18 protein-coding genes and 1 riboswitch are annotated in these 19378 nt (G+C 42.5%); of the genes, 16 read left to right on the forward strand and 2 right to left on the reverse strand.

The genetic code is table 11. From position 1 onward, the window contains the following. The first annotated feature begins 1 nt into the window (after nt 1). The 11 genes from DW059_RS00385 (at nt 2) to dapB (ending at nt 11179) form a co-directional block, all read left to right on the forward strand. Nucleotides 2-760, forward strand: a complete 759-nt coding sequence (locus DW059_RS00385) for a TIM44-like domain-containing protein (protein ID WP_117696722.1) — start codon at nt 2-4, stop codon at nt 758-760. A 36-nt stretch (nt 761-796) separates the two neighbouring features. Then, complete coding sequence (locus DW059_RS00390) at nt 797-2134, forward strand: SPFH domain-containing protein (protein WP_117696725.1); 1338 nt, start codon at nt 797-799, stop codon at nt 2132-2134. An 18-nt stretch (nt 2135-2152) separates the two neighbouring features. Beyond that, nucleotides 2153-3247 (forward strand): TFIIB-type zinc ribbon-containing protein, encoded by a 1095-nt coding sequence (locus tag DW059_RS00395; protein WP_117696727.1) that lies wholly within the window; start codon nt 2153-2155, stop codon nt 3245-3247. Further along, complete coding sequence (locus tag DW059_RS00400; RefSeq protein WP_117696730.1) at nt 3241-4065, forward strand: TPM domain-containing protein; 825 nt, start codon at nt 3241-3243, stop codon at nt 4063-4065. The genes DW059_RS00395 and DW059_RS00400 overlap by 7 nt, the downstream gene beginning before the upstream one ends. A gap of 183 nt (nt 4066-4248) precedes the next feature. Further along, a complete protein-coding gene (locus DW059_RS00405; RefSeq protein ID WP_022243550.1) occupies nt 4249-4692 on the forward strand; it encodes an ACT domain-containing protein in 444 nt (147 codons plus the stop codon). Nucleotides 4693-4699: 7 nt separating this feature from the next. After that, nucleotides 4700-5899, forward strand: coding sequence for a homoserine dehydrogenase (locus tag DW059_RS00410; RefSeq protein WP_117696733.1), 1200 nt, complete (start codon nt 4700-4702; stop codon nt 5897-5899). 69 nt (nt 5900-5968) lie between these two features. After that, complete coding sequence (gene glpK / locus DW059_RS00415) at nt 5969-7483, forward strand: glycerol kinase GlpK (protein ID WP_117696736.1); 1515 nt, start codon at nt 5969-5971, stop codon at nt 7481-7483. Between the two features lie 286 nt (nt 7484-7769). Then, nucleotides 7770-8396, forward strand: coding sequence for a single-stranded DNA-binding protein (locus DW059_RS00420; protein WP_022242678.1), 627 nt, complete (start codon nt 7770-7772; stop codon nt 8394-8396). Between the two features lie 113 nt (nt 8397-8509). Then, nucleotides 8510-8995, forward strand: a complete 486-nt coding sequence (locus DW059_RS00425) for a cob(I)yrinic acid a,c-diamide adenosyltransferase (RefSeq protein ID WP_117696739.1) — start codon at nt 8510-8512, stop codon at nt 8993-8995. Nucleotides 8996-9073: 78 nt separating this feature from the next. Further along, nucleotides 9074-9252, forward strand: a riboswitch (Lysine riboswitch). A gap of 255 nt (nt 9253-9507) precedes the next feature. Then, nucleotides 9508-10398 carry a 4-hydroxy-tetrahydrodipicolinate synthase gene (gene dapA / locus DW059_RS00430; protein ID WP_117696742.1) on the forward strand — a complete coding sequence of 297 codons (891 nt, stop codon included), beginning with the start codon at nt 9508-9510 and terminating at the stop codon, nt 10396-10398. A 19-nt stretch (nt 10399-10417) separates the two neighbouring features. Continuing rightward, nucleotides 10418-11179 (forward strand): 4-hydroxy-tetrahydrodipicolinate reductase, encoded by a 762-nt coding sequence (gene dapB, locus DW059_RS00435; protein WP_022242681.1) that lies wholly within the window; start codon nt 10418-10420, stop codon nt 11177-11179. Nucleotides 11180-11275: 96 nt separating this feature from the next. Here dapB and asnA read toward each other — a convergent pair whose 3' ends face one another. Together asnA and DW059_RS00445 are read right to left on the reverse strand one after the other, a co-directional pair. Further along, on the reverse strand, nt 11276-12286 hold the full coding sequence (asnA, locus tag DW059_RS00440; RefSeq protein WP_117696745.1) for an aspartate--ammonia ligase: 1011 nt from the start codon (nt 12284-12286) through the stop codon (nt 11276-11278). A gap of 63 nt (nt 12287-12349) precedes the next feature. Beyond that, complete coding sequence (locus DW059_RS00445; protein WP_117696748.1) at nt 12350-13009, reverse strand: alpha/beta fold hydrolase; 660 nt, start codon at nt 13007-13009, stop codon at nt 12350-12352. A gap of 100 nt (nt 13010-13109) precedes the next feature. Here DW059_RS00445 and DW059_RS00450 point away from each other — a divergent pair, with 100 nt between their 5' ends. From DW059_RS00450 to DW059_RS00470, 5 genes are all read left to right on the forward strand, one after another. After that, on the forward strand, nt 13110-13598 hold the full coding sequence (locus DW059_RS00450) for a DNA-deoxyinosine glycosylase (RefSeq protein ID WP_117696752.1): 489 nt from the start codon (nt 13110-13112) through the stop codon (nt 13596-13598). Between the two features lie 6 nt (nt 13599-13604). Next, the gene (locus DW059_RS00455; RefSeq protein WP_117696755.1) at nt 13605-15359 is read left to right on the forward strand and encodes a BglG family transcription antiterminator; all 1755 of its coding nucleotides are present in this window, start codon (nt 13605-13607) and stop codon (nt 15357-15359) included. Between the two features lie 112 nt (nt 15360-15471). Further along, nucleotides 15472-16872: a PTS transporter subunit EIIC gene (locus DW059_RS00460; RefSeq protein WP_158551916.1), complete on the forward strand. Its 1401-nt coding sequence runs from the start codon at nt 15472-15474 to the stop codon at nt 16870-16872. Further along, nucleotides 16872-17723 (forward strand): MBL fold metallo-hydrolase, encoded by an 852-nt coding sequence (locus DW059_RS00465; protein ID WP_117696761.1) that lies wholly within the window; start codon nt 16872-16874, stop codon nt 17721-17723. The genes DW059_RS00460 and DW059_RS00465 overlap by 1 nt, the downstream gene beginning before the upstream one ends. Nucleotides 17724-17734: 11 nt before the next feature. Beyond that, the gene (locus DW059_RS00470; protein WP_117696764.1) at nt 17735-19192 is read left to right on the forward strand and encodes a glycoside hydrolase family 1 protein; all 1458 of its coding nucleotides are present in this window, start codon (nt 17735-17737) and stop codon (nt 19190-19192) included. Nucleotides 19193-19378 lie beyond the last annotated feature (186 nt).

The following is a 19378-nucleotide window of genomic DNA, read 5'->3' on the forward strand; positions in this document are numbered from 1 at the left end:
GATGGAAAAAGTAATCATACCACTGGTCATTATTCTTGTCATTGTGGGAGTGATAGCAGGCGTGGTTTTCTATGTGAAAAATAAAGTAAGAAAATTCTCACAGGATCTCTTTGGAACAGATTCTTTAGTGGAAGGCTGGAAGAAACAGGAAGAGGAACTGTCTGTCACACCATGTTCCGTATCCGGAATGACAAGATTATTAGAACCACAGATACAGCGGGATTTCCCGGAATTTAACTGGGTGCAGTTTAAAAATAAGGCAGAAGATGCATTGAAATTGTCATTGATGGCAATTTCCGCACATAGTATAGGAAGGGCAGAGAGCCTGTCGGAAGCACTTAAAGAAGAAGTGGCAGCAAGAATTGAGCAGAATCAGACAGCAGGTGTAAATGAGGTATATGAACGTATCCGTGTTCATCAGACTGAGATTGCCAGATATGAAAAACAAAAGGGAAAATGCATTATTACACTACAGAGTGCAGTGGAGCATATTCACTATAAAGAAAAAGACGGAAAACTGATTTCCGGCAAAAAAGATTTGTTAGAACAGACCAAGTACAACATGGAACTGATGTATATCCAGGATGAGAGCAAAGTCAGTGCTGATAAAGGGGTAGGACTTACCTGCCCGCACTGCGGTGCTCCAGTTACATCCCTTGGAGCGAAATACTGTGAGTTCTGTGGCAGTGAAGTAATACCAATCAATATGCAGGTTTGGTCTCTGCAGCATTTTTACGAAGTTACATACCAAAAGGTGTAATGAAAATATATAACATAAGAAAACAGGAGGTTTGTTATGGGTTTAATTAAAGCAGTAGCACAGGCAGTTGGAGGAAGTTTTGCAGATCAGTGGTTAGAGGTAATCGAGCCGGATGATATGGGAGATCAGACCGTCTTTACCAGAGGTGTGTTGATTCGCCGTGGACAGAATACAAAGGGAACGGATGATACCGTATCTAATGGTTCCATCATCCATGTATATGATAATCAGTTTATGATGTTAGTAGATGGTGGAAAAATCGTAGACTATACTGCAGAACCGGGATATTACAAAGTAGATAATTCTTCTTTGCCATCCCTGTTTAACGGGCAGTTAAAGGATACTTTAAAAGATTCCTTCGCACGTATCAAGTTTGGTGGTCAGACACCGGATAAACAGAAGGTATTCTTCATAAACCTTCAGGAAATCAAGGGAATCAAATTCGGAACAAGAAATCCGATTAACTATTTTGATAATTTCTACAATGCAGAATTGTTCCTGCGTGCACACGGAACTTATTCCATTAAGATTGTAGACCCGATTCGTTTCTATGCAGAAGCAATTCCAAGAAACAAAGACAGGGTAGAAATCACAGATATCAATGAACAGTATATCTCTGAATTCTTAGAAGCATTACAGACATCCATCAACCAGTTATCTGCAGATGGTGTCCGCATTTCCTATGTATCATCCAAGGGACGCGAGCTGAGCAAATACATGTCAGAAACTCTTGATGAGGAATGGAACCAGATGCGTGGTATGGAGATTCAGGCAGTAGGTATTGCAAGTATCTCTTACGACGAGGAATCCACTAACCTTATCAATCTGCGCAACAAAGGTGCAATGATGGGTAGTGACCCGAATGTAATGCGTGGTATTGCTGTTGGAAATATTACGGAAGGTATCCGTGATGCAGGTTCTAATGCAGCAGGTGCAATGACCGGATTTATGGGTGTTGGAATGGGAATGAATGCATTCAACAGCAGCATGGACAGCTTAAATCAGATGACAGCAGGCATGCAGCAGAACCAGCAGATGAATAATGGAGCACAGATGGCAGGCGGAGTAGCAGGCGTGCAGCAGGCAGCACCGGCTCAACAGGCAGCTCCGGCACAGCAGGCAGCAGCACCGGCAGGCAATGAGTGGACCTGTGAATGCGGAACAACAAATACCGGAAAATTCTGCTGTAACTGTGGAAAACCGGCTCCTGCACCGGCAGTAAAGTCAGACTGGACCTGTGAGTGTGGAGCAGTAAATACCGGAAAATTCTGTACTAACTGCGGAAAACCGGCTCCGGCAGCAGACTGGACCTGCGAATGTGGAACAGTAAATACCGGAAAATTCTGCAGCAATTGTGGAAAACAGAGACCATAAGGGAGGAAGGAGCATTGCATGTCAGTAATTAGTTTTAAGTGCCCGAATTGTGATGGCGAACTGATTTTTGACCCTGCTTCCGGAGCATATAAATGCGAATATTGTGGTTCAAAATTTACACAGGAAGAACTGGATGCCATGAAGCCGGCGGAGGAAAAGGAAAAGCCTGCCGGCAGCATGGATGGAAGTCAGGCTTCTGAGAATACAGACGGAACACAGGAAGAGAAGAAGACAGAGGAAGAAGCAGTCATTTATACCTGCCCAAGCTGTGGCGCACAGATTGTAACAGATGCAACCACGGCGGCAACCTTCTGCTATTATTGCCACAATCCGGTAGTGCTTTCCGGAAGATTATCTGGAAACTATATGCCGAATAAGGTAATTCCGTTTGCAATTGACCGTAAAGAAGCAGAAAAACGTTTTATGGAATATGTAGGCAGGAAAAAGTTTGTTCCAAAGGCATTTTTCAATAAGAAACAAATTGATAAATTATCTGGTGTATACTTCCCATTCTGGATTTATGATACCAGGATGAATGGTAATCTTTCGGCAGAGGCAACCCGTGTCCGGGTATGGCGTTCCGGGGATGAAGAATATACCGAGACTAAATTCTATGAAGTAGAACGTGGCGGAGATGTATCTCTTTCCAATCTGGAGCTGAATGCGTTACAGAAAGCCAACAAAGAGCTGGTAGAGGGTGTACTGCCATATCAGTTTGACAAGATGAAGGATTTCTCCATGGGGTATCTTTCCGGCTTCCAGGCAGAGAAGCGTGATATTGAAAAAGAAGGCGTAGCAGAGGAAGCTAGACGAGAGACAAAGGATTATGCAACCAGGCTCTTGCGGGAAAGTGTATCCGGCTATGACGGTGTGAAGGTACATAACTGCGGATTTTCTAATGGCAGTGAGAACTGGAATTATGTGCTTCTTCCAATCTGGACCATCACCTATCGCGCCAATAATGGCAAGATGTATTACTATTCCATGAATGGTCAGACTGGAAAAGTATGTGGAGAACTTCCGGTAGATTATAAGAAGCTGACTCTGGTTAGTGGAATCATATCAGCAGCAGTGCTGGTACTTGGATTGTTAGGAGGGCTGCTGATATGGTAAAGAAAAAGATAATTGTACCGTTACTGCTTTTATGCAGTATGTTATTTGTTGTTCCTGTTATGGCATCAGAGCCAAAGGCAGACTTCGTCTATGATGACGCAGAGCTTTTTACCCAGAGTGAAGCAGATTCCATCAGTGAAAAAATCGGCGATTTTTCCAGTGAGACCGGCTGGGAAATCTATGCATTTACCACAGAGGATGCGCAGGGGTATACTTCCCAGGAGTATGGAGAGAATACCTTTGACCAGTATGCCACCGGCATGGATGGCGTTGCTTTTGTCATTGACATGGATAACCGTGAAATCGCAGTGGTTCATTTTGGAGAAGCAAACCGTTATTATACGGATGAAAGAGTAGAAAGTATTCTGGATGAAGGCTTCAATTATATGGGAGATGCAGAGTATGCAGATGCCATGGAGGCAATGATTGATGAGGCAGAATATTATTATGGACAGGGCGTGCCAACCGGTCAGTATAATTACGATGAAGAAACCGGGGAGTATGATTACTACGAGAAAAATACGCTGACCTGGTTTGAAATTCTGATTACCTTACTGGTGGCATTAGGTATCGGTGGTGCATTCTGTGGAATCACAATTGGTAAATATCGCCTGCATTTTGATAAGTACAAATATGATTACCACAAGAACAGCCATGTAAATCTTACAAACCGTACTGACCGCTTTGTAAATCAGGTAGTAACCCATCGTCATATCCAGAGGGAATCTTCTGGTGGAGGCGGAAGCAGTTCAGGCAGAACAACAGTACATACCGGAGCAGGAGGACGAAGCACCGGAGGCGGAAGCCGTAAATTCTAAGAGCTTTCGGATAAGGAAAGCAAATATAAAAATCGTCAATTTACCCATATGGAATCCGAAAAAGGTTCCATATGGGTACTTTTGTATAAAAAAGAGAAATTTACTTGTAATGGCTGTGTATATGTGCTATCATCTTTCTGGTGAGAACAGTTGTATTTGTACCACAAACAGTCGGAGGGGAATATGGCAGAGAATACGAAGTATTTTGTGTTGAAAGAGAAGGCTGTACCGGAGGTATTGCTGAAAGTAGTGGAAGCGAAACGTCTTTTAGAATCCGGACGCGTAACATCTGTACAGGAAGCAGCCGAGCAGGTAGATATCAGCCGGAGTTCATTTTATAAGTATAAAGATGATATTTTTCCATTTCACGACAATGCGAAGGGGAGAACAATTACGATGGTAATCCAGCTGGATGATACGCCGGGATTATTATCAACCGTTTTGAATATTGTGGCAGAGTTTCATGCCAACATATTAACTATCCACCAGTCTATACCGGTAAACGGGATTGCATCCCTGACACTGAGTATTGATATTCTGCCGGAGACAGGAGATTTGTCACAGATGGTAGATAAGATTGAAGGACAGGATGGAATACATTATCTGAAAATATTAGCCAGGGAGTGAAACAACAATGAAAGCAGCAGTAATGGGATATGGAACAATTGGTTCCGGAGTAGTAGAAGTATTAAACATTAATCATGACAGCATTGCAAAACGTGCAGGCGAAGCAATCGAAGTAAAATATGTTTTGGATTTACGGGATTTCCCGGGAGACCCGATTCAGGATAAAATCGTGCATGATTACAAAGTAATTGCAGAAGACCCTGAAATTGGCATGGTAGTTGAGACAATGGGCGGTGTAGAACCAGCATATACTTTTGTCCGTGCCATGTTAGAGGCAGGAAAGCATGTAACAACTTCAAATAAGGCATTAGTAGCAGAGAAAGGTGCAGAACTGATTGCACTTGCCAAAGAGAAAAATGTGAATTTCCTGTTTGAAGCCAGCGTAGGAGGCGGTATCCCGATTATCCGCCCGTTAAATTCCTGCCTGACTGCCGATGTAATTGAAGAGATTACCGGTATTTTAAATGGAACGACCAACTATATGCTTACCAAGATGAGCGTAGAGGGTTCTGAATTTGCAGATGTATTAAAGGATGCACAGGATAAAGGATATGCAGAGAAAGATCCGACTGCCGATGTAGAAGGCTTTGATGCATGCCGTAAGATTGCAATCTTAACTTCTTTAGTATGCGGACAACAGGTAGACTTCAATGACATTCATACGGAAGGAATTACCAAAATCAGTGCAACAGATATCAAATATGCAAAAGCAATGGGTAAAGCCATTAAATTACTGGCAACCAGCCGTAAAGTAGGAGAAAGCTATTGTGCAATGGTATCTCCATGTATGCTTCCACAGGAGCATCCACTGTATCCGGTGAATGATGTATTTAATGCAATTTTTGTACATGGTAATGTATTAGGAGATGCAATGTTCTACGGAAGTGGAGCAGGAAAACTTCCAACCGCCAGTGCTGTTGTGGCTGATATGGTTGAAATTGCAAAATTCAAAGACACCAACCTTCCAATGGAATGGAGACCGGAGAAATTAGAGCTTGCAGATTATAAGATGGTAACCAACCGTTTCTTTGTCCGTACCAAAGCAGACGAAGCAGCAGTAAAGAATGCATTCGGAGCAGTTGAGTTCGTTGCAGCAGAAGGCGTAAACGGAGAACTTGGATTTGTAACAGAAGAAATGACAGAAGCAGCATATGAAGAGAAAGCAGCAAAACTTGCTGATATTCTTCAGATGATTCGTGTAAAATAGTTGCGAAAAACCCTTCTGGAAATTATAATTGTACTAAGGGTATAAATATAATTTCAGGAGGGTATTTTTATGTCAAAATTTATTATGGCGTTAGACGCCGGAACCACCAGCAACCGGTGTATTCTCTTTAATGAAGCCGGTGAAATCTGCAGTATGGCACAAAAAGAATTCCGTCAGATGTTTCCGAATCCAGGATGGGTAGAACATGATGCCAATGAGATATGGTCGACGCAGCTTGGGGTAGCAGTAGAGGCAATGTCTAAGATTGGTGCTACGGCAGCAGATATTGCAGCCATTGGAATCACCAACCAGAGAGAGACGGCAATTGTATGGAACAAAGAGACCGGAGAACCGATTTATAATGCGATAGTCTGGCAGTGCCGCCGGACCGCTGATATTGCAGATGCGTTAAAGAAAAAGGGGTTGGAAGATTCCTATCGTAAGAAAACAGGATTGATTATTGATGCCTATTTTTCGGCAACGAAAATTAAGTGGATTTTAGATAATGTGAAGGGTGCAAGAAAATTAGCGGAAGAAGGAAAGCTGCTCTTTGGAACGGTAGAGACCTGGCTGATCTGGAAACTGACGAAAGGGGAAGCACATGTAACCGATTATTCCAATGCGTCAAGAACCATGCTTTTTAATATAAACACATTAACCTGGGATAAAGATATTCTGGCAGAGCTTGATATTCCGGAGAGCATGCTGCCAAAGCCGATGCCGTCAAGCTGTGTATATGGTTATACAGACCCGGCATATTTTGGAAGTGCGATACCGATTGCCGGTGCAGCAGGAGACCAGCAGGCAGCTTTATTCGGACAGACCTGCTTTTCCGAAGGAGAAGCGAAGAATACATATGGTACAGGCTGTTTCCTGTTGATGAATACAGGAGAACGTCCGGTATTTTCAGAAAACGGACTGGTCACCACCATTGCCTGGGGGCTGGATGGCAAAGTAAATTATGCACTGGAAGGCTCTATCTTTGTGGCAGGTGCGGCAATCCAGTGGCTGCGTGATGGTATGCGTCTCATTGACTCCGCATCGGATTCAGAGTATATGGCGACCAAAGTAAAAGGAACACATGGCTGTTATGTGGTTCCGGCATTTACCGGACTGGGTGCTCCGTACTGGGATCAGTATGCAAGAGGAACAATTGTAGGAATTACCAGAGGAACCAACAAGAATCATATCATCCGGGCAACTCTGGAATCTATTGCTTATCAGGTGGAAGGAGTTATCTCTGCCATGGAAGCGGATGCTGGAATTGAAATCCGTTCCTTAAATGTAGATGGCGGAGCCAGTGCCAATAATTTCCTGATGCAGTTCCAGTCAGACATGATACAGGCGCCGGTCAATCGTCCGGCATGTGTAGAGACAACAGCAAAAGGTGCGGCGTATCTGGCAGGACTTGCAGTAGGCTACTGGAAGACCAAAGAAGATGTGATAAAGAACCAGCAGATAGAGCGGGTATTCCATCCACAGATGGAAGAAGAAGAGAGACAGAAGAAATTAAAAGGCTGGAAGAAGGCAGTAAAATATGCCTTCGGATGGGCAAAAGATACAGAAGAAGAGGAAGAGGCGTAAGCCACTTCCTCTTCTTCACTTTACAGGAAATTGCTTTCCTGTAAAGTAAAACGCTCCGCGAGGATGCGCACTGCGGCGTATAAGGTAGATGTCGCAAGCGACCGCCGCAGGCGCGAGAATGTGCCAAGGCACATTCTTTGTTTAAGGACACAGCGCATATGCAGGGAAAAGCGGCTTTATGCATAATATATCCAAAAGGTTATCGACAGATTTTGATGAGTTTCATCCCGTTGGAATGGTACTGTAAAACCGTTCGAAAACACACTAAATAAAGGAGAAAAAATTCATGGCAGATAAGATTTTAGAAAACAACCAGGTATCCATTGTAGGGGAGATTATTTCCGATTTCCAATACAGTCATGAAGTGTATGGGGAAGGCTTTTATATGGTAGAGGTAGCGGTCAGCAGATTAAGTAATTTTTCCGACTACATTCCATTGATGATTTCAGAGCGTCTGATTGACACTTCGCAGAGTTACATAGGACAGAAGGTATATGTGACCGGACAGTTCCGTTCCTATAACAGACATGAGGAACTTAAGAACCGGCTGGTTCTCTCCGTATTCGTTCGGGAGATTGAGTTTATTGAAGAAGAGACAGAGGAGATGAAGAGCAACCAGATTCTTCTTGATGGCTATATCTGTAAAGACCCGATTTACCGTAAGACTCCTCTTGGAAGAGAGATTGCAGACTTGCTGGTGGCGGTAAACCGTTCCTATGGGAAATCGGACTATATCCCATGCATCTGCTGGGGAAGAAATGCAAGATTTGCCGCAAGATTTGAGGTGGGTGTACATGTGCAGATCTGGGGCAGAATCCAGAGCAGGGAGTATGTCAAACGCTTAAATGAGGATGAGGTAGAGAAGCGTACCGCCTATGAAGTATCCGTGAGCAAAATTGAATATATGGAATAAAAAATAATTGAGAAAACATGAAACATACAGACATTGCTTTTTATTGGAAATTGTGGTATCGTAAGTAAATCTGGGATTAAGAGTCCCTGTAAGAATTGGCATGGAGGTTTGTCATGGAAAAGGGTTTCGTACAGATTTATTATGGTGCAGGTCGTGGAAAGACCAATGCTGCACTGGGCAATGCGTTGCGGGCAGCCGGAGAGAATAAGAGTGTAATTATTATCCAGTTTTTAAAAGGAAAAACAGATGATCAGATTGCTTATATGAAGCAGTTAGAGCCGGAAATCAAGGTATTCCGTTTTGAAAAATCAGAAGAGAATTATGATGAACTGCCGGAAGAAAGACAGGCAGAAGAGAAACTCAATATGAAAAACGGACTGAATTTTGCCAAGAAAGTGCTGGTTACCGGTGAATGCAATGTACTGATTCTGGATGAAGTTCTGGGCCTTATTGATGCAGGAGTAATATCTTCGGAAGAATTAGAAGCTGTTTTAAAAGCAAAGATGGATGAAACAGAGATTATTATGACCGGAAGGGTATTAGAAGAATCCATTCGCAGCTATGCTGACGAGATTTATAAGATTACTGCGGAAAAATAAGGAAGAAAATGTAAAATGTCCGCACAGGACGTTGACAGATAGTATCAGCGGTGCTATATTGAGGTAAGAAATTTAATATATGAAGGTAGAGGTTGCGTGAGACAAGAGTACTTGGTCGGATATGGCAGACATAGAAGAAGACATAAGGAAAGGGGAACACGCCGAAAGGTTATTTTTCCTGCAAAGAATAATCTTGGGTATGGATTGAAGAAGTTCATGACTGTCATCTTGTAATAAGATGGGGCGCTATCGGTATGATCCATAATAATTTAAGTGGAATATCAACCGGCTCCCTGTGAGCCGGTTTTTTACTTTACAGGAAATTGCTTTCCTGTAAAGTAAAAAACGCTCCGCGAGGATGCGTACTGCGGCGTATAAGGTAGATGCCGCAAGCGACCGCCGCAGGCGCGGGAATGTGCCAAGGCACATTCTTTTTATGCTGGTAATAAAAGCAAAACAAACGATATCTTCATACAATAAATAAGATACTTATAAAGTGGAGGAAAAAGAACATGTCTATTTACAAAGGTTCCGGAGTTGCAATTGTAACCCCGATGAAAGCAAATGAAGAAGTTAACTATGACAAATTAGCAGAATTAATTGAAGAACAGATTTCTGAAGGTACAGACTGTATCGTAATTGCAGGAACAACAGGAGAGAGTTCTACCTTATCCATGGAAGAACATCACAAAGTAATCTGTGCAGCAGTAGAATTTGCAAAACACAGAGTTCCAGTAGTAGCAGGAACCGGTTCTAACTCAACGGAGACAGCAATCCAGTTGACCCAAGAAGCAGAAGAAGCAGGAGCAGACGGAGCACTTATCGTAACTCCATATTATAATAAGGCAACACAGAAAGGTTTAATCGGACATTATTCTAAGATTGCACAGGAAACAAGACTTCCGATTATTATGTATAATGTACCGGGAAGAACCGGATGTAACCTTCTGCCGGAGACAGTTGCAGAATTATTCCGCACCCAGGAAAATATTGTTGGATTAAAAGAAGCAACCGGTAACCTTGCACAGGCATCTAAGACCATGTACTTAACCGATGGAAAGCTTGATTTATATTCCGGAGAAGACGGACTGGTTGTACCACTTATGTCCATTGGCGGAATCGGAGTAATTTCCGTATGGGCAAACCTTGCTCCGGCAAAAGTGCATAATATGTGTGAAAGCTTCTTCAAAGGCGACCTTGCAACAGCAAATCAGTTACAGAGAGAAGCCCTTCCATTGATTGATGCATTATTCTGTGAAGTAAACCCGATTCCGATAAAAGAAGCATTAAATCTTATGGGCAAGAACGTCGGACCGCTTCGTTCCCCGCTTTGCGAGATGGAGCCAGCCAATAAGGAGAGACTGATTCAGGCAATGCGTACATATGGATTAAAATTAGTATAAGAAACTGGAGATGATAGAGATGACAAAAGTAATCATGCATGGCTGTAATGGAAAAATGGGTCAGGTAATAACCGGCCTGATTGCGCAGGACGAAGATGTGAAAATTGTAGCCGGAATTGATACCTATGATGAAAAGAAAAATGATTATCCGGTATATAAGACCATCCGGGAATGCCAGATTGCAGCAGATGTTGTGATTGATTTTTCAAATGCGAAGGCAGTAGATGAACTGTTAAATTACTGTGGCGAGAAGAAGCTTCCGCTGGTACTTTGCACCACCGGTTTATCCGAAGACCAGCTGGCGAAAGTTACTGAGACCAGCAAAGAGACTGCAATTTTAAAATCTGCCAATATGTCACTTGGAATCAATACCTTAATGGATTTATTGCAGACTGCTATAAAGAAGCTTGCACCTGCCGGCTTTGATGTGGAAATCGTAGAGAAACATCATAACCAGAAGCTGGATGCGCCGAGTGGAACTGCTCTTGCATTAGCAGATGCCATGAACGAAGCTATGGACAATACCTATTCCTATAAATTAGACAGGAGCAGTGAGCGGAAGAAGAGAGATGCAAAAGAAATCGGTATTCAGGCAGTCCGTGGAGGAAGCATTGTTGGTGAACATGAAGTAATCTTTGCAGGAACTGATGAAGTGATTGAATTTAAGCATACGGCATATTCTAAGGCAATCTTTGGGAAAGGAGCTGTAGAAGCAGCAAAGTTCTTAAAGGGAAAACCTGCCGGAATGTATGATATGCATGATGTAATCCGTGCAGAGTAGAGTTGGGCACGCATATAATTACAAAATAAGAAATCCCCGGTATCATATCCGAAAAAGATATGATACCGGGGATTTAATATTTACGCATAGTTCGTTTTACAATAACTGGATACCTGCATCTGCTGCAGCCTTGCACATGTCTTCCGGCCAGAGAGAAGACTGGACTTCTCCGATATGGGCCTTACGAAGGAAGAACATACAGATACGGGACTGTCCGATTCCTCCACCGATGGTATATGGAAGTTTGCCATCAATGATTGCTTTCTGGAAAGGAAGCTTAGCACGTTCCGGGCAGCCTGCTTTATCAAGCTGTGAGAGCAGTGCAACCTTGTCTACACGGATTCCCATGGAAGATAATTCCAGTGCAATATCAAGGACAGGATAGTATACTAAGATGTCGGCATTTAAAGACCAGTCATCGTAGTCCGGGGCACGTCCGTCATGACGCTCGCCGGATTCTAAGACATCACCAATCTGTAAGATGCAGACAGCACCCTTTGCCTTGGTTATGTAATATTCACGCTCCTTTGGAGTGTTTTCAGGGAACATATCCTCTAATTCCTGAGTGGTAATGAAGAAGATATCATGCGGAAGAATCTCTTCAATATAATCGTACTGGATAGCCATATATTTTTCTGTTTTACGAAGACATTTGTATACAGTACGGACAGTATCTTTTAAAGTTTCCATGCTGCGGTCTTTCTTTGCAATGACTTTTTCCCAGTCCCACTGGTCTACGAAGATAGAGTGGATATTATCTGCGATTTCATCGCGGCGGATAGCATTCATATCGGTGTAAAGACCTTCGCCCTCTTTGAAATCATAATGCTTTAAGGCATAACGTTTCCATTTAGCAAGAGAGTGAACAACTTCTGCTTTACGCTCATTCTGTTCTTTGATGGTGAACGTAACCGGACGCTCCACACCATTTAAGTTATCATTTAATCCGGAATCAGGGTCAACGAAAAGTGGTGCTGAAACACGGGAAAGGTTTAAACGCAGGGAAAGCAGATTCTGGAAGAAATCTTTCACTGTTTTAATCGCAATCTGTGTATCATGCAGGTTAAGTTGAGACTGATAATTTTTTGGTATAATCAGATGTTCCATAATAGCTCCTTTTTCATTTTAGTCTGCAATTATTATAGCACAGCAATTCGAGTTTGCAATGGATTATTTGTTTAAAAAAGAGTACAGAAGCGGATATAATTTATCACTGTGTTCAATATAACTTCCATGACCTTCTCCCGGAACAATAACCAGAGTGGCATGCTCAATATTTTCTGCAATCTTTTTTGTAACCTTTTTCTTGATTAAATCTTTTTCGCCGGCTAAGACAAGGGTTGGAATCTTGATTTTATGTAAGTCCACCGGCTGGATATCTGGCTCATTGAGCATCATTGTGGAAAAAGGATTCGGATTCTTTTTGTATTCCCTGCGGATGCGGCGGTAGTCTCTTCCTTTGATGTCCTTTGGCGTCAGGTTTGCACCGCTGATCATAAGCTTGGAGAGCTTATCCGGGTATTTCGAAGCTAAGAGAAGTCCGACGATACCGCCGTCACTGAAGCCATAAAAGAGAGGGGCCTTTAATTCTAAGGCATCAATAAAAGCTGCCATGTCGTCTGCCATATCCATGTAATGAAGTTCTTTTGGAGAAGCAGAAAGACCGTGACCTCTGGAATCGATGGCATAAACGGTATAATGTTCGGCAAGCTCCGGAATCAGTACATCAAAAATTTCGTGGGTTTCGCCATTTCCATGCACTAGCAGGAAAGGCTGCCCTTCGCCATATTTTTCATAATAGAGAATCTGACCATTTAATTGAATATACATAATGATTATCGTCCTTTAAAATTGATTATTTTGTCATTCTATTTTATAGTAAAGGTAATTCAACTTTTTTAGTGTAGCATTTTATAAAGGAGAAAACAAGATGGAGACAGAACATGTTATGCATACTTTTGCCCCGGTATACGATAAAAAATCCAGAGTATTAATCTTAGGCACGTTCCCGTCGGTCAAGTCGAGAGAGAACCGGTTTTACTACGGCCATCCGAGAAACCGCTTCTGGAAAGTAACGGCGGCAGTATGCGGCTGTGAGGTCCCAGAGACGATAGAAGAAAAGAAGGCATTTCTTCTTGAAAATCATATTGCTATCTGGGATGTTATTGCATCCTGCGACATAGCAGGATCTTCAGACAGCAGCATAACAAATGTTGTGGCGAATGATATTGAACGGCTGTTAACGGAGGCTCCCATCGAGGCTGTTTTCCTAAATGGCGCAAAAGCCTACGAATTATTTATGAAATACTGTTCCTGTAAGGATAAGGCAGAAATCTGCAAGCTGCCGTCCACCAGTCCTGCCAATGCTGCATGGAGTCTGGAGCGGCTGATAGAAGAATGGAAGAAAATCAGGAGATAGGATGAAATGTATACAGACAGACAGTTAAAGATTATAGCGGTCTTAAAAAGTGCAGATGGCTGGATGAGTGGTTCCCTTCTGCGGGAAAATATCGGGGTGAGCAGCAGGACACTGCAGATGGATATTAAGGCAATCAATGAGAAACAGTCAGGAGAGCCTCTGATACAGTCTAATAACCGGCTGGGGTATCTTTTGAAAAATAAGATTGCATTAGAGCAGGAACAGAAAAGTTACGGACAGGAGAACTATGTGCATTCCAAGCAGATTATTACTTTGCTGCTGTTTGAAAAGGAGTATACCAGTATTGGAACGATTTCTGAGCGATTATTCCTTTCCCGGTCATCTGTAACTTCTGACCTGCCGCAGGTAAAGCGGATTATAAGCCGCACGCCGGGGGCAGATCTTTTGGTATCCGGACAATATGGACTTAAGATTCAGGCATCGGAGAATGTAAAGAGAATCATGTGCATGAAGACCATGCAGAGCAGACAGGATTATCATATGTTGTTTTCGGAAGAAGAGATGGAGCAGTTTGCAGAAAATCAGAAAAAGTTACAGGCTGTTCTGGCAGAAGTATTTACCAGAAACCAGTTTATCGTATCGGGAGAAGCCTATCATGATTTTGCACGTTATCTGGCAGTATGCATGATGCGAAGCCAGATGGGATTTTCGGTAACAGAGGAAGAGGATGGCATCAACCGTCCGGGCAGACTGGCAATGGAGCTGGTGGAAGAGATAGAGAAAGTCTGCGGATATCATTTTCAGGAAATGGAAATGCAGAATGTAGAGGCACGGTTAAAGGAATTGAATATGGTCTGTAAGGAGACGGACATTCAACTGGATATGCTGCAGAAATTAGAAGTATTTATCCAGCGGGTGCAGGAGGAAACCGGACTTAAATTGCAGGTGGAGCGGGATCTTTTAGAGGTTTTATCAGACCATGTGTCAAGAATGGAACTCCGGATTCAGAACGGTCGTAATAATATCGGAAATCATACCAAAGAAATGGCGAAGCGGTATCCGCTGGAAATGCATCTTTTAAGAACCTGTTTAAGTCCTGTTTTAAATACAGAGATTCCGGATGCGGAAATGGGCTATCTGGTGCTTTATTTTGCATCTGCAATTGAACGGAACAGAAGAAAGCCGGATATTTTATTTATCAGTGACCAGAGTGCCAGCAGCATTTATAATGTACAGAATAAATTAAAAGGCTTCTTAGGGGAGCGAATCAGTGAGATAACAGTTATCCCGGAATATTTATTTGAACAGAGAAAGGAGCGGTATTGCCGGAATTACCAGCTTCGGATTACATCGGAAAAGGAGCTGGTATTAAAGGATGCTTCCTTTACTTATCTCGACCTCTTTGCAGACAATGAGCAGATTATGCGGCTGGGGAGAAATGTTGATAAGCTTGAAAATAACTACTGGAAGGAAACGGAAGAAAAGCTCCGGAAAAAATATGGCACAAAGGACAGTCTGTATCTGATAGAAGAAGTGGCAGACTTTGAAGATTTAAAGAAAAGAATCGGCTATGGATATCCGGAACGGAAGGTGTCGGAGGAGACCATCGGAAGCAGCCGTCTTTCTATGATTGACCATGAGCAGGATGGAAGAAATAAGATTTATCGTATTTATCTTAAAAAGCCATTTGCTTATGGCGGTAAGCAGATTACAGAAGTTATTGCAGCACATTATGGCGGAGAAGGGGATATGATAGAATTCTTTGACTATGTAAAAGAGCTGTTAGGTGGACAGAGCTAGGCAGAGGATTTCGCTATTAATGACGCAAAAGTATAAATTTCCTGAAACATAAAAGCATGGTATAATAAGCTTAACAAAATAAATGCGGGTCATTTATGAAAGGAGAATCTTTATGGGAAAAAATTATGAGAAGCTGGGAGATGAAATTATTACCCGGCTGGGAGGAGAACAAAATATTACCAAGCTGTTTCACTGTGCTACAAGACTTCGTTTTCAGCTTGCAGATATGTCTAAGGCAGACCTGGAAGGAATCAAGAAGCTGCCGGATGTCATGGGCGTAGTAGAAAGTGTTGGCGGTGTTCAGGTTATCATTGGAAATGATGTAGCATCCGCTTATGCTGCAATTGTAGCAAAGCATAAGATTGAAAACAGCGGTGATGGCAAGAAGGTTGAAAAAGCAGATGCAGTACCGGAGAAAAATGGAATTGTATCAAAAATTCTCAATGTGCTTTCTGCCATTTTAGGACCGGCAATTCCACTGATTATGTGTAGTGGATTGATTTCAGCATTACTGATTATTTTAACCAAGTGCGGACTGAGTACAGAAGGCACAACCTATACCATCATCAGCATGGTTGGAAATGCAGCATTATATTTCCTGCCGGTATTACTGGCATATACTTCTGCCAAGAAATTCGGCTGTGATATTATGACCAGTGTTTTCCTTGGTGCAATTATGATTAGTCCGACATTGATTGGATTAACGGAGCAGGGAAGCTTTGTATCACTTTTCGGACTGCCGGTGAAAACAGTAAATTACAGCTCTACCGTAATTCCGATTATTTTAACTATCTGGATCTTCAGCTATGTAGAGAAGCTGGTAGTTAAAATTGTTCCAGCAGCAGTTAAATTTGTATTTAAACCGTTACTGTCTGTTATTATCATGATTCCAGTTATGTTATGTATTACCGGACCAATCGGAAGCTATTGTGGAGACCTTTTATGCAAAGCACTGACCGCAATCAATAATGTAGCACCTTGGTCTTCTGTATTAATTGTTGGCTGTCTTGCACCACTTTTAGTATTAACCGGAATGCATCTTGCATTGATTCCGCTTGTAATGTCCATGTTTGCAACAGCTGGATATGATAATATGTTATTCGTTGCATTTATCGGAATGAACTTCTCACAGTTCGGTGTAGCATTAGCTTGTATGTTAAAAACTAAAAATAAAAACCTTCGTACACTGGCATCTTCCTGTGCAATTACAGCATTCCTGGCAGGAGTTACAGAGCCTACCCTTTATGGAATCTGTGTACGAATGAAGAAACCTTTGATTGCTACCTGGATTGCATGTATCGTAAACGCAATCTTCTGCGCAATCTTCAGCGTAAGAGTATACAGCTTCGGCGCTCCATCCTTCTTTACAATGCCGATTTTCTTAAATCCGGATGGAACGATGAGTAACTTCTATTTTGCAATTGCTGCAGCAGCAATTACCATTGTAGTAAGCTTTGTATCAACCTGGGTGTTAGGATTTGATGACAGCATTTATGGAGAGGAAGCAGCTTAATGGAAAAAAGTCTGAATGTAGTGGAAAAAATATCGGATCAGCTTTATGTGATTACGGAGACAGAGAGTGTGCATTGTTATCTTGTTATAGGAAGTGATAAGGCAATGCTCTTTGACATTGGTTATGGCTATGAAAATATCATGCCACTGGTTCGTACAATTACAGATTTGCCGGTTATGCTGGTGTTAAGCCACGGTGACCCGGATCATGGTCTTGGAAGCAAATGGTTTGATGAAGTGTGGATACATCCGCTGGACTGGGGAAAGCTTCTTTGGAATGACACTACAGAGATGCGTAAAAAAGCAATGGATTACAGGGTAAATAAAATGCCCTGGACAAAAGAACTGATACCGGAAGAGTTCCCAGAGTGGAGAATCAGCAGTAAGACGAAACCTCATTTTCTCTGTCATGGAGACAAGATTTCGCTGGGAGATATTGAATTTACGGTATTACATACGCCGGGACATAGCTATGGACATATTATGCTTCTGGAAGAGGAGAAAAAATGGCTCTTTTCCGGAGACCAGATATCTGCACACAACATCTGGCATTTTCAGGGAAATGATGTGCAGGCTCCCTTCCGGAGTACACTTCACAGCTTGAAGGAGCTGGCATTAAAAGTAACAGAGGATTATAAAATTTATCCGGCACATGACATTATTCCGATTCAGAAAAATTATCTGACAGATTTGATAGACTGTTTCGAATGGGAACTGCAGGAGAATTATAAAAAGGATGCACCATTCCATTCCTTTGCAGGAGACGGCTATCAGCATTTTTATCAGACTGTAAATCTTATATATTCTGATGAGCGGCTGGGTGAATTCCTCGGAAGGAAAATAGAGCGATAGGGGGAGTGTAAGTGGAATTTAAAGAAAATTTCTTATGGGGCGTGGCCACTGCTGCGAACCAGTGCGAAGGAGGATATTTAGAAGGAGGAAAAGGACTTACCATACAGGACAATATAAAAGGTGGCGGAATCGGAAGACCACGGATGTTTCGCAGTACCATGGAAGAAGGAGCATTCTATCCGAGCCATGATGCGGTAGACCATTATCATCATTATGAGGAAGATATCCGCCTTTTGGCGGAGATGGGCTGCAAATGTTATCGCATGAGTATCAGTTGGGCAAGAATTTTTCCAACCGGATGCGAAGAGGAGCCAAATCAGGAAGGACTTTCCTTTTATAAGAATATTTTTACTCTGTGCAAATCCTTTGGCATAGAGCCGGTGGTGACATTAAGCCACTTTGAAATGCCGTGGTATCTGGCAAAAGAAAGGGGCGGTTTTGCAAACCGGGAAGTAATTGATGATTTTGTTCGTTATGCCTGTTGTGTAATGAATTATTTTAAAGAAGAGGTACATTACTGGCTTTTATTTAACGAGATTAACTTTGGCGTAATGCCAATGGGTGCTTATAAGTCGCTGGGGCTGATTGATGGGAAATATCTCGGCGGGGAAGCATTCATTTCTCTTAAATCCATGACCGTAGACGAAAAAGTAAGATTCCAGGCATTACATCACCAGTTTGTTGCCGGAGCGAAAACGGTGATAGAAGCAAGGAAAATCAGTCCGGAAATAAAAGTGGGCTGTATGATTGGACACATTACGCAGTATCCGCTGACCTGCCGGCCGGAAGATATGTTAGAGTGCCAGCACAAAGACCGGCTATTAAATAAATTTGCCGGAGATGTAGCCGTGTTCGGCAGTTATCCGTCCTATATGAACCGTTATTTTAAAGAACATCAAATTACGATTCAGAAGGAGCCGGAGGATGATGGAATTTTAAAAGCAGGCTGTGTGGACTTCTATACCTTCAGCTATTATATGACAAACTGTGCCACGATAGATGATGCAGCAGAGCAGACCGATGGAAATCTTTTAGAGGGAGCCAAGAATCCGTATCTGACCGCTAGTGAATGGGGCTGGCAGATAGACCCGAAGGGACTGCGCTATACATTAAATGAGCTGTGGGACCGCTATCATCTTCCAATGATGGTGGTGGAAAATGGATTTGGTGCACCGGATGAAGTCGATGCAGATGGAAGCATTCACGATGATTACCGTATTTCCTATCTCAATGACCATATCGCAGCAATGGGCGAGGCAATCGAGGACGGTGTAGACCTGTTCGGCTATACCATCTGGTCAGCCATGGATCTTGTCAGTGCCGGAACCGGCGAAATGAAGAAGCGTTACGGACTCATTTATGTGGACAGACATGATGATGGCAGCGGAGATTTTAAGCGAATCCCAAAAGACAGCTATTACTGGTATGCAAAGTGCATTCAGGAAAACGGAAAAAATATTACCGCATAAAGGATGGCGGAGATAAAGAGTAAGATGCGTACAGCAGGTATCGGGTATGCATCTTACTTTTTTACTTTACAGGAAATTGCTTTCCTGTAAAGTAAAAAACGCTCCGCGGGGATGCACACTGCAGCTGTAATATTTGACACAAAAGAAAATGCATGATAAATTTACTCTGAAAAAAGAGAAAGAAGG

Origin of the sequence: Roseburia sp. AF42-8 (assembly GCF_003435965.1) — a bacterium.
GTDB classification, from domain to species: Bacteria; Bacillota; Clostridia; order Lachnospirales; family Lachnospiraceae; genus Roseburia_C; species Roseburia_C amylophila.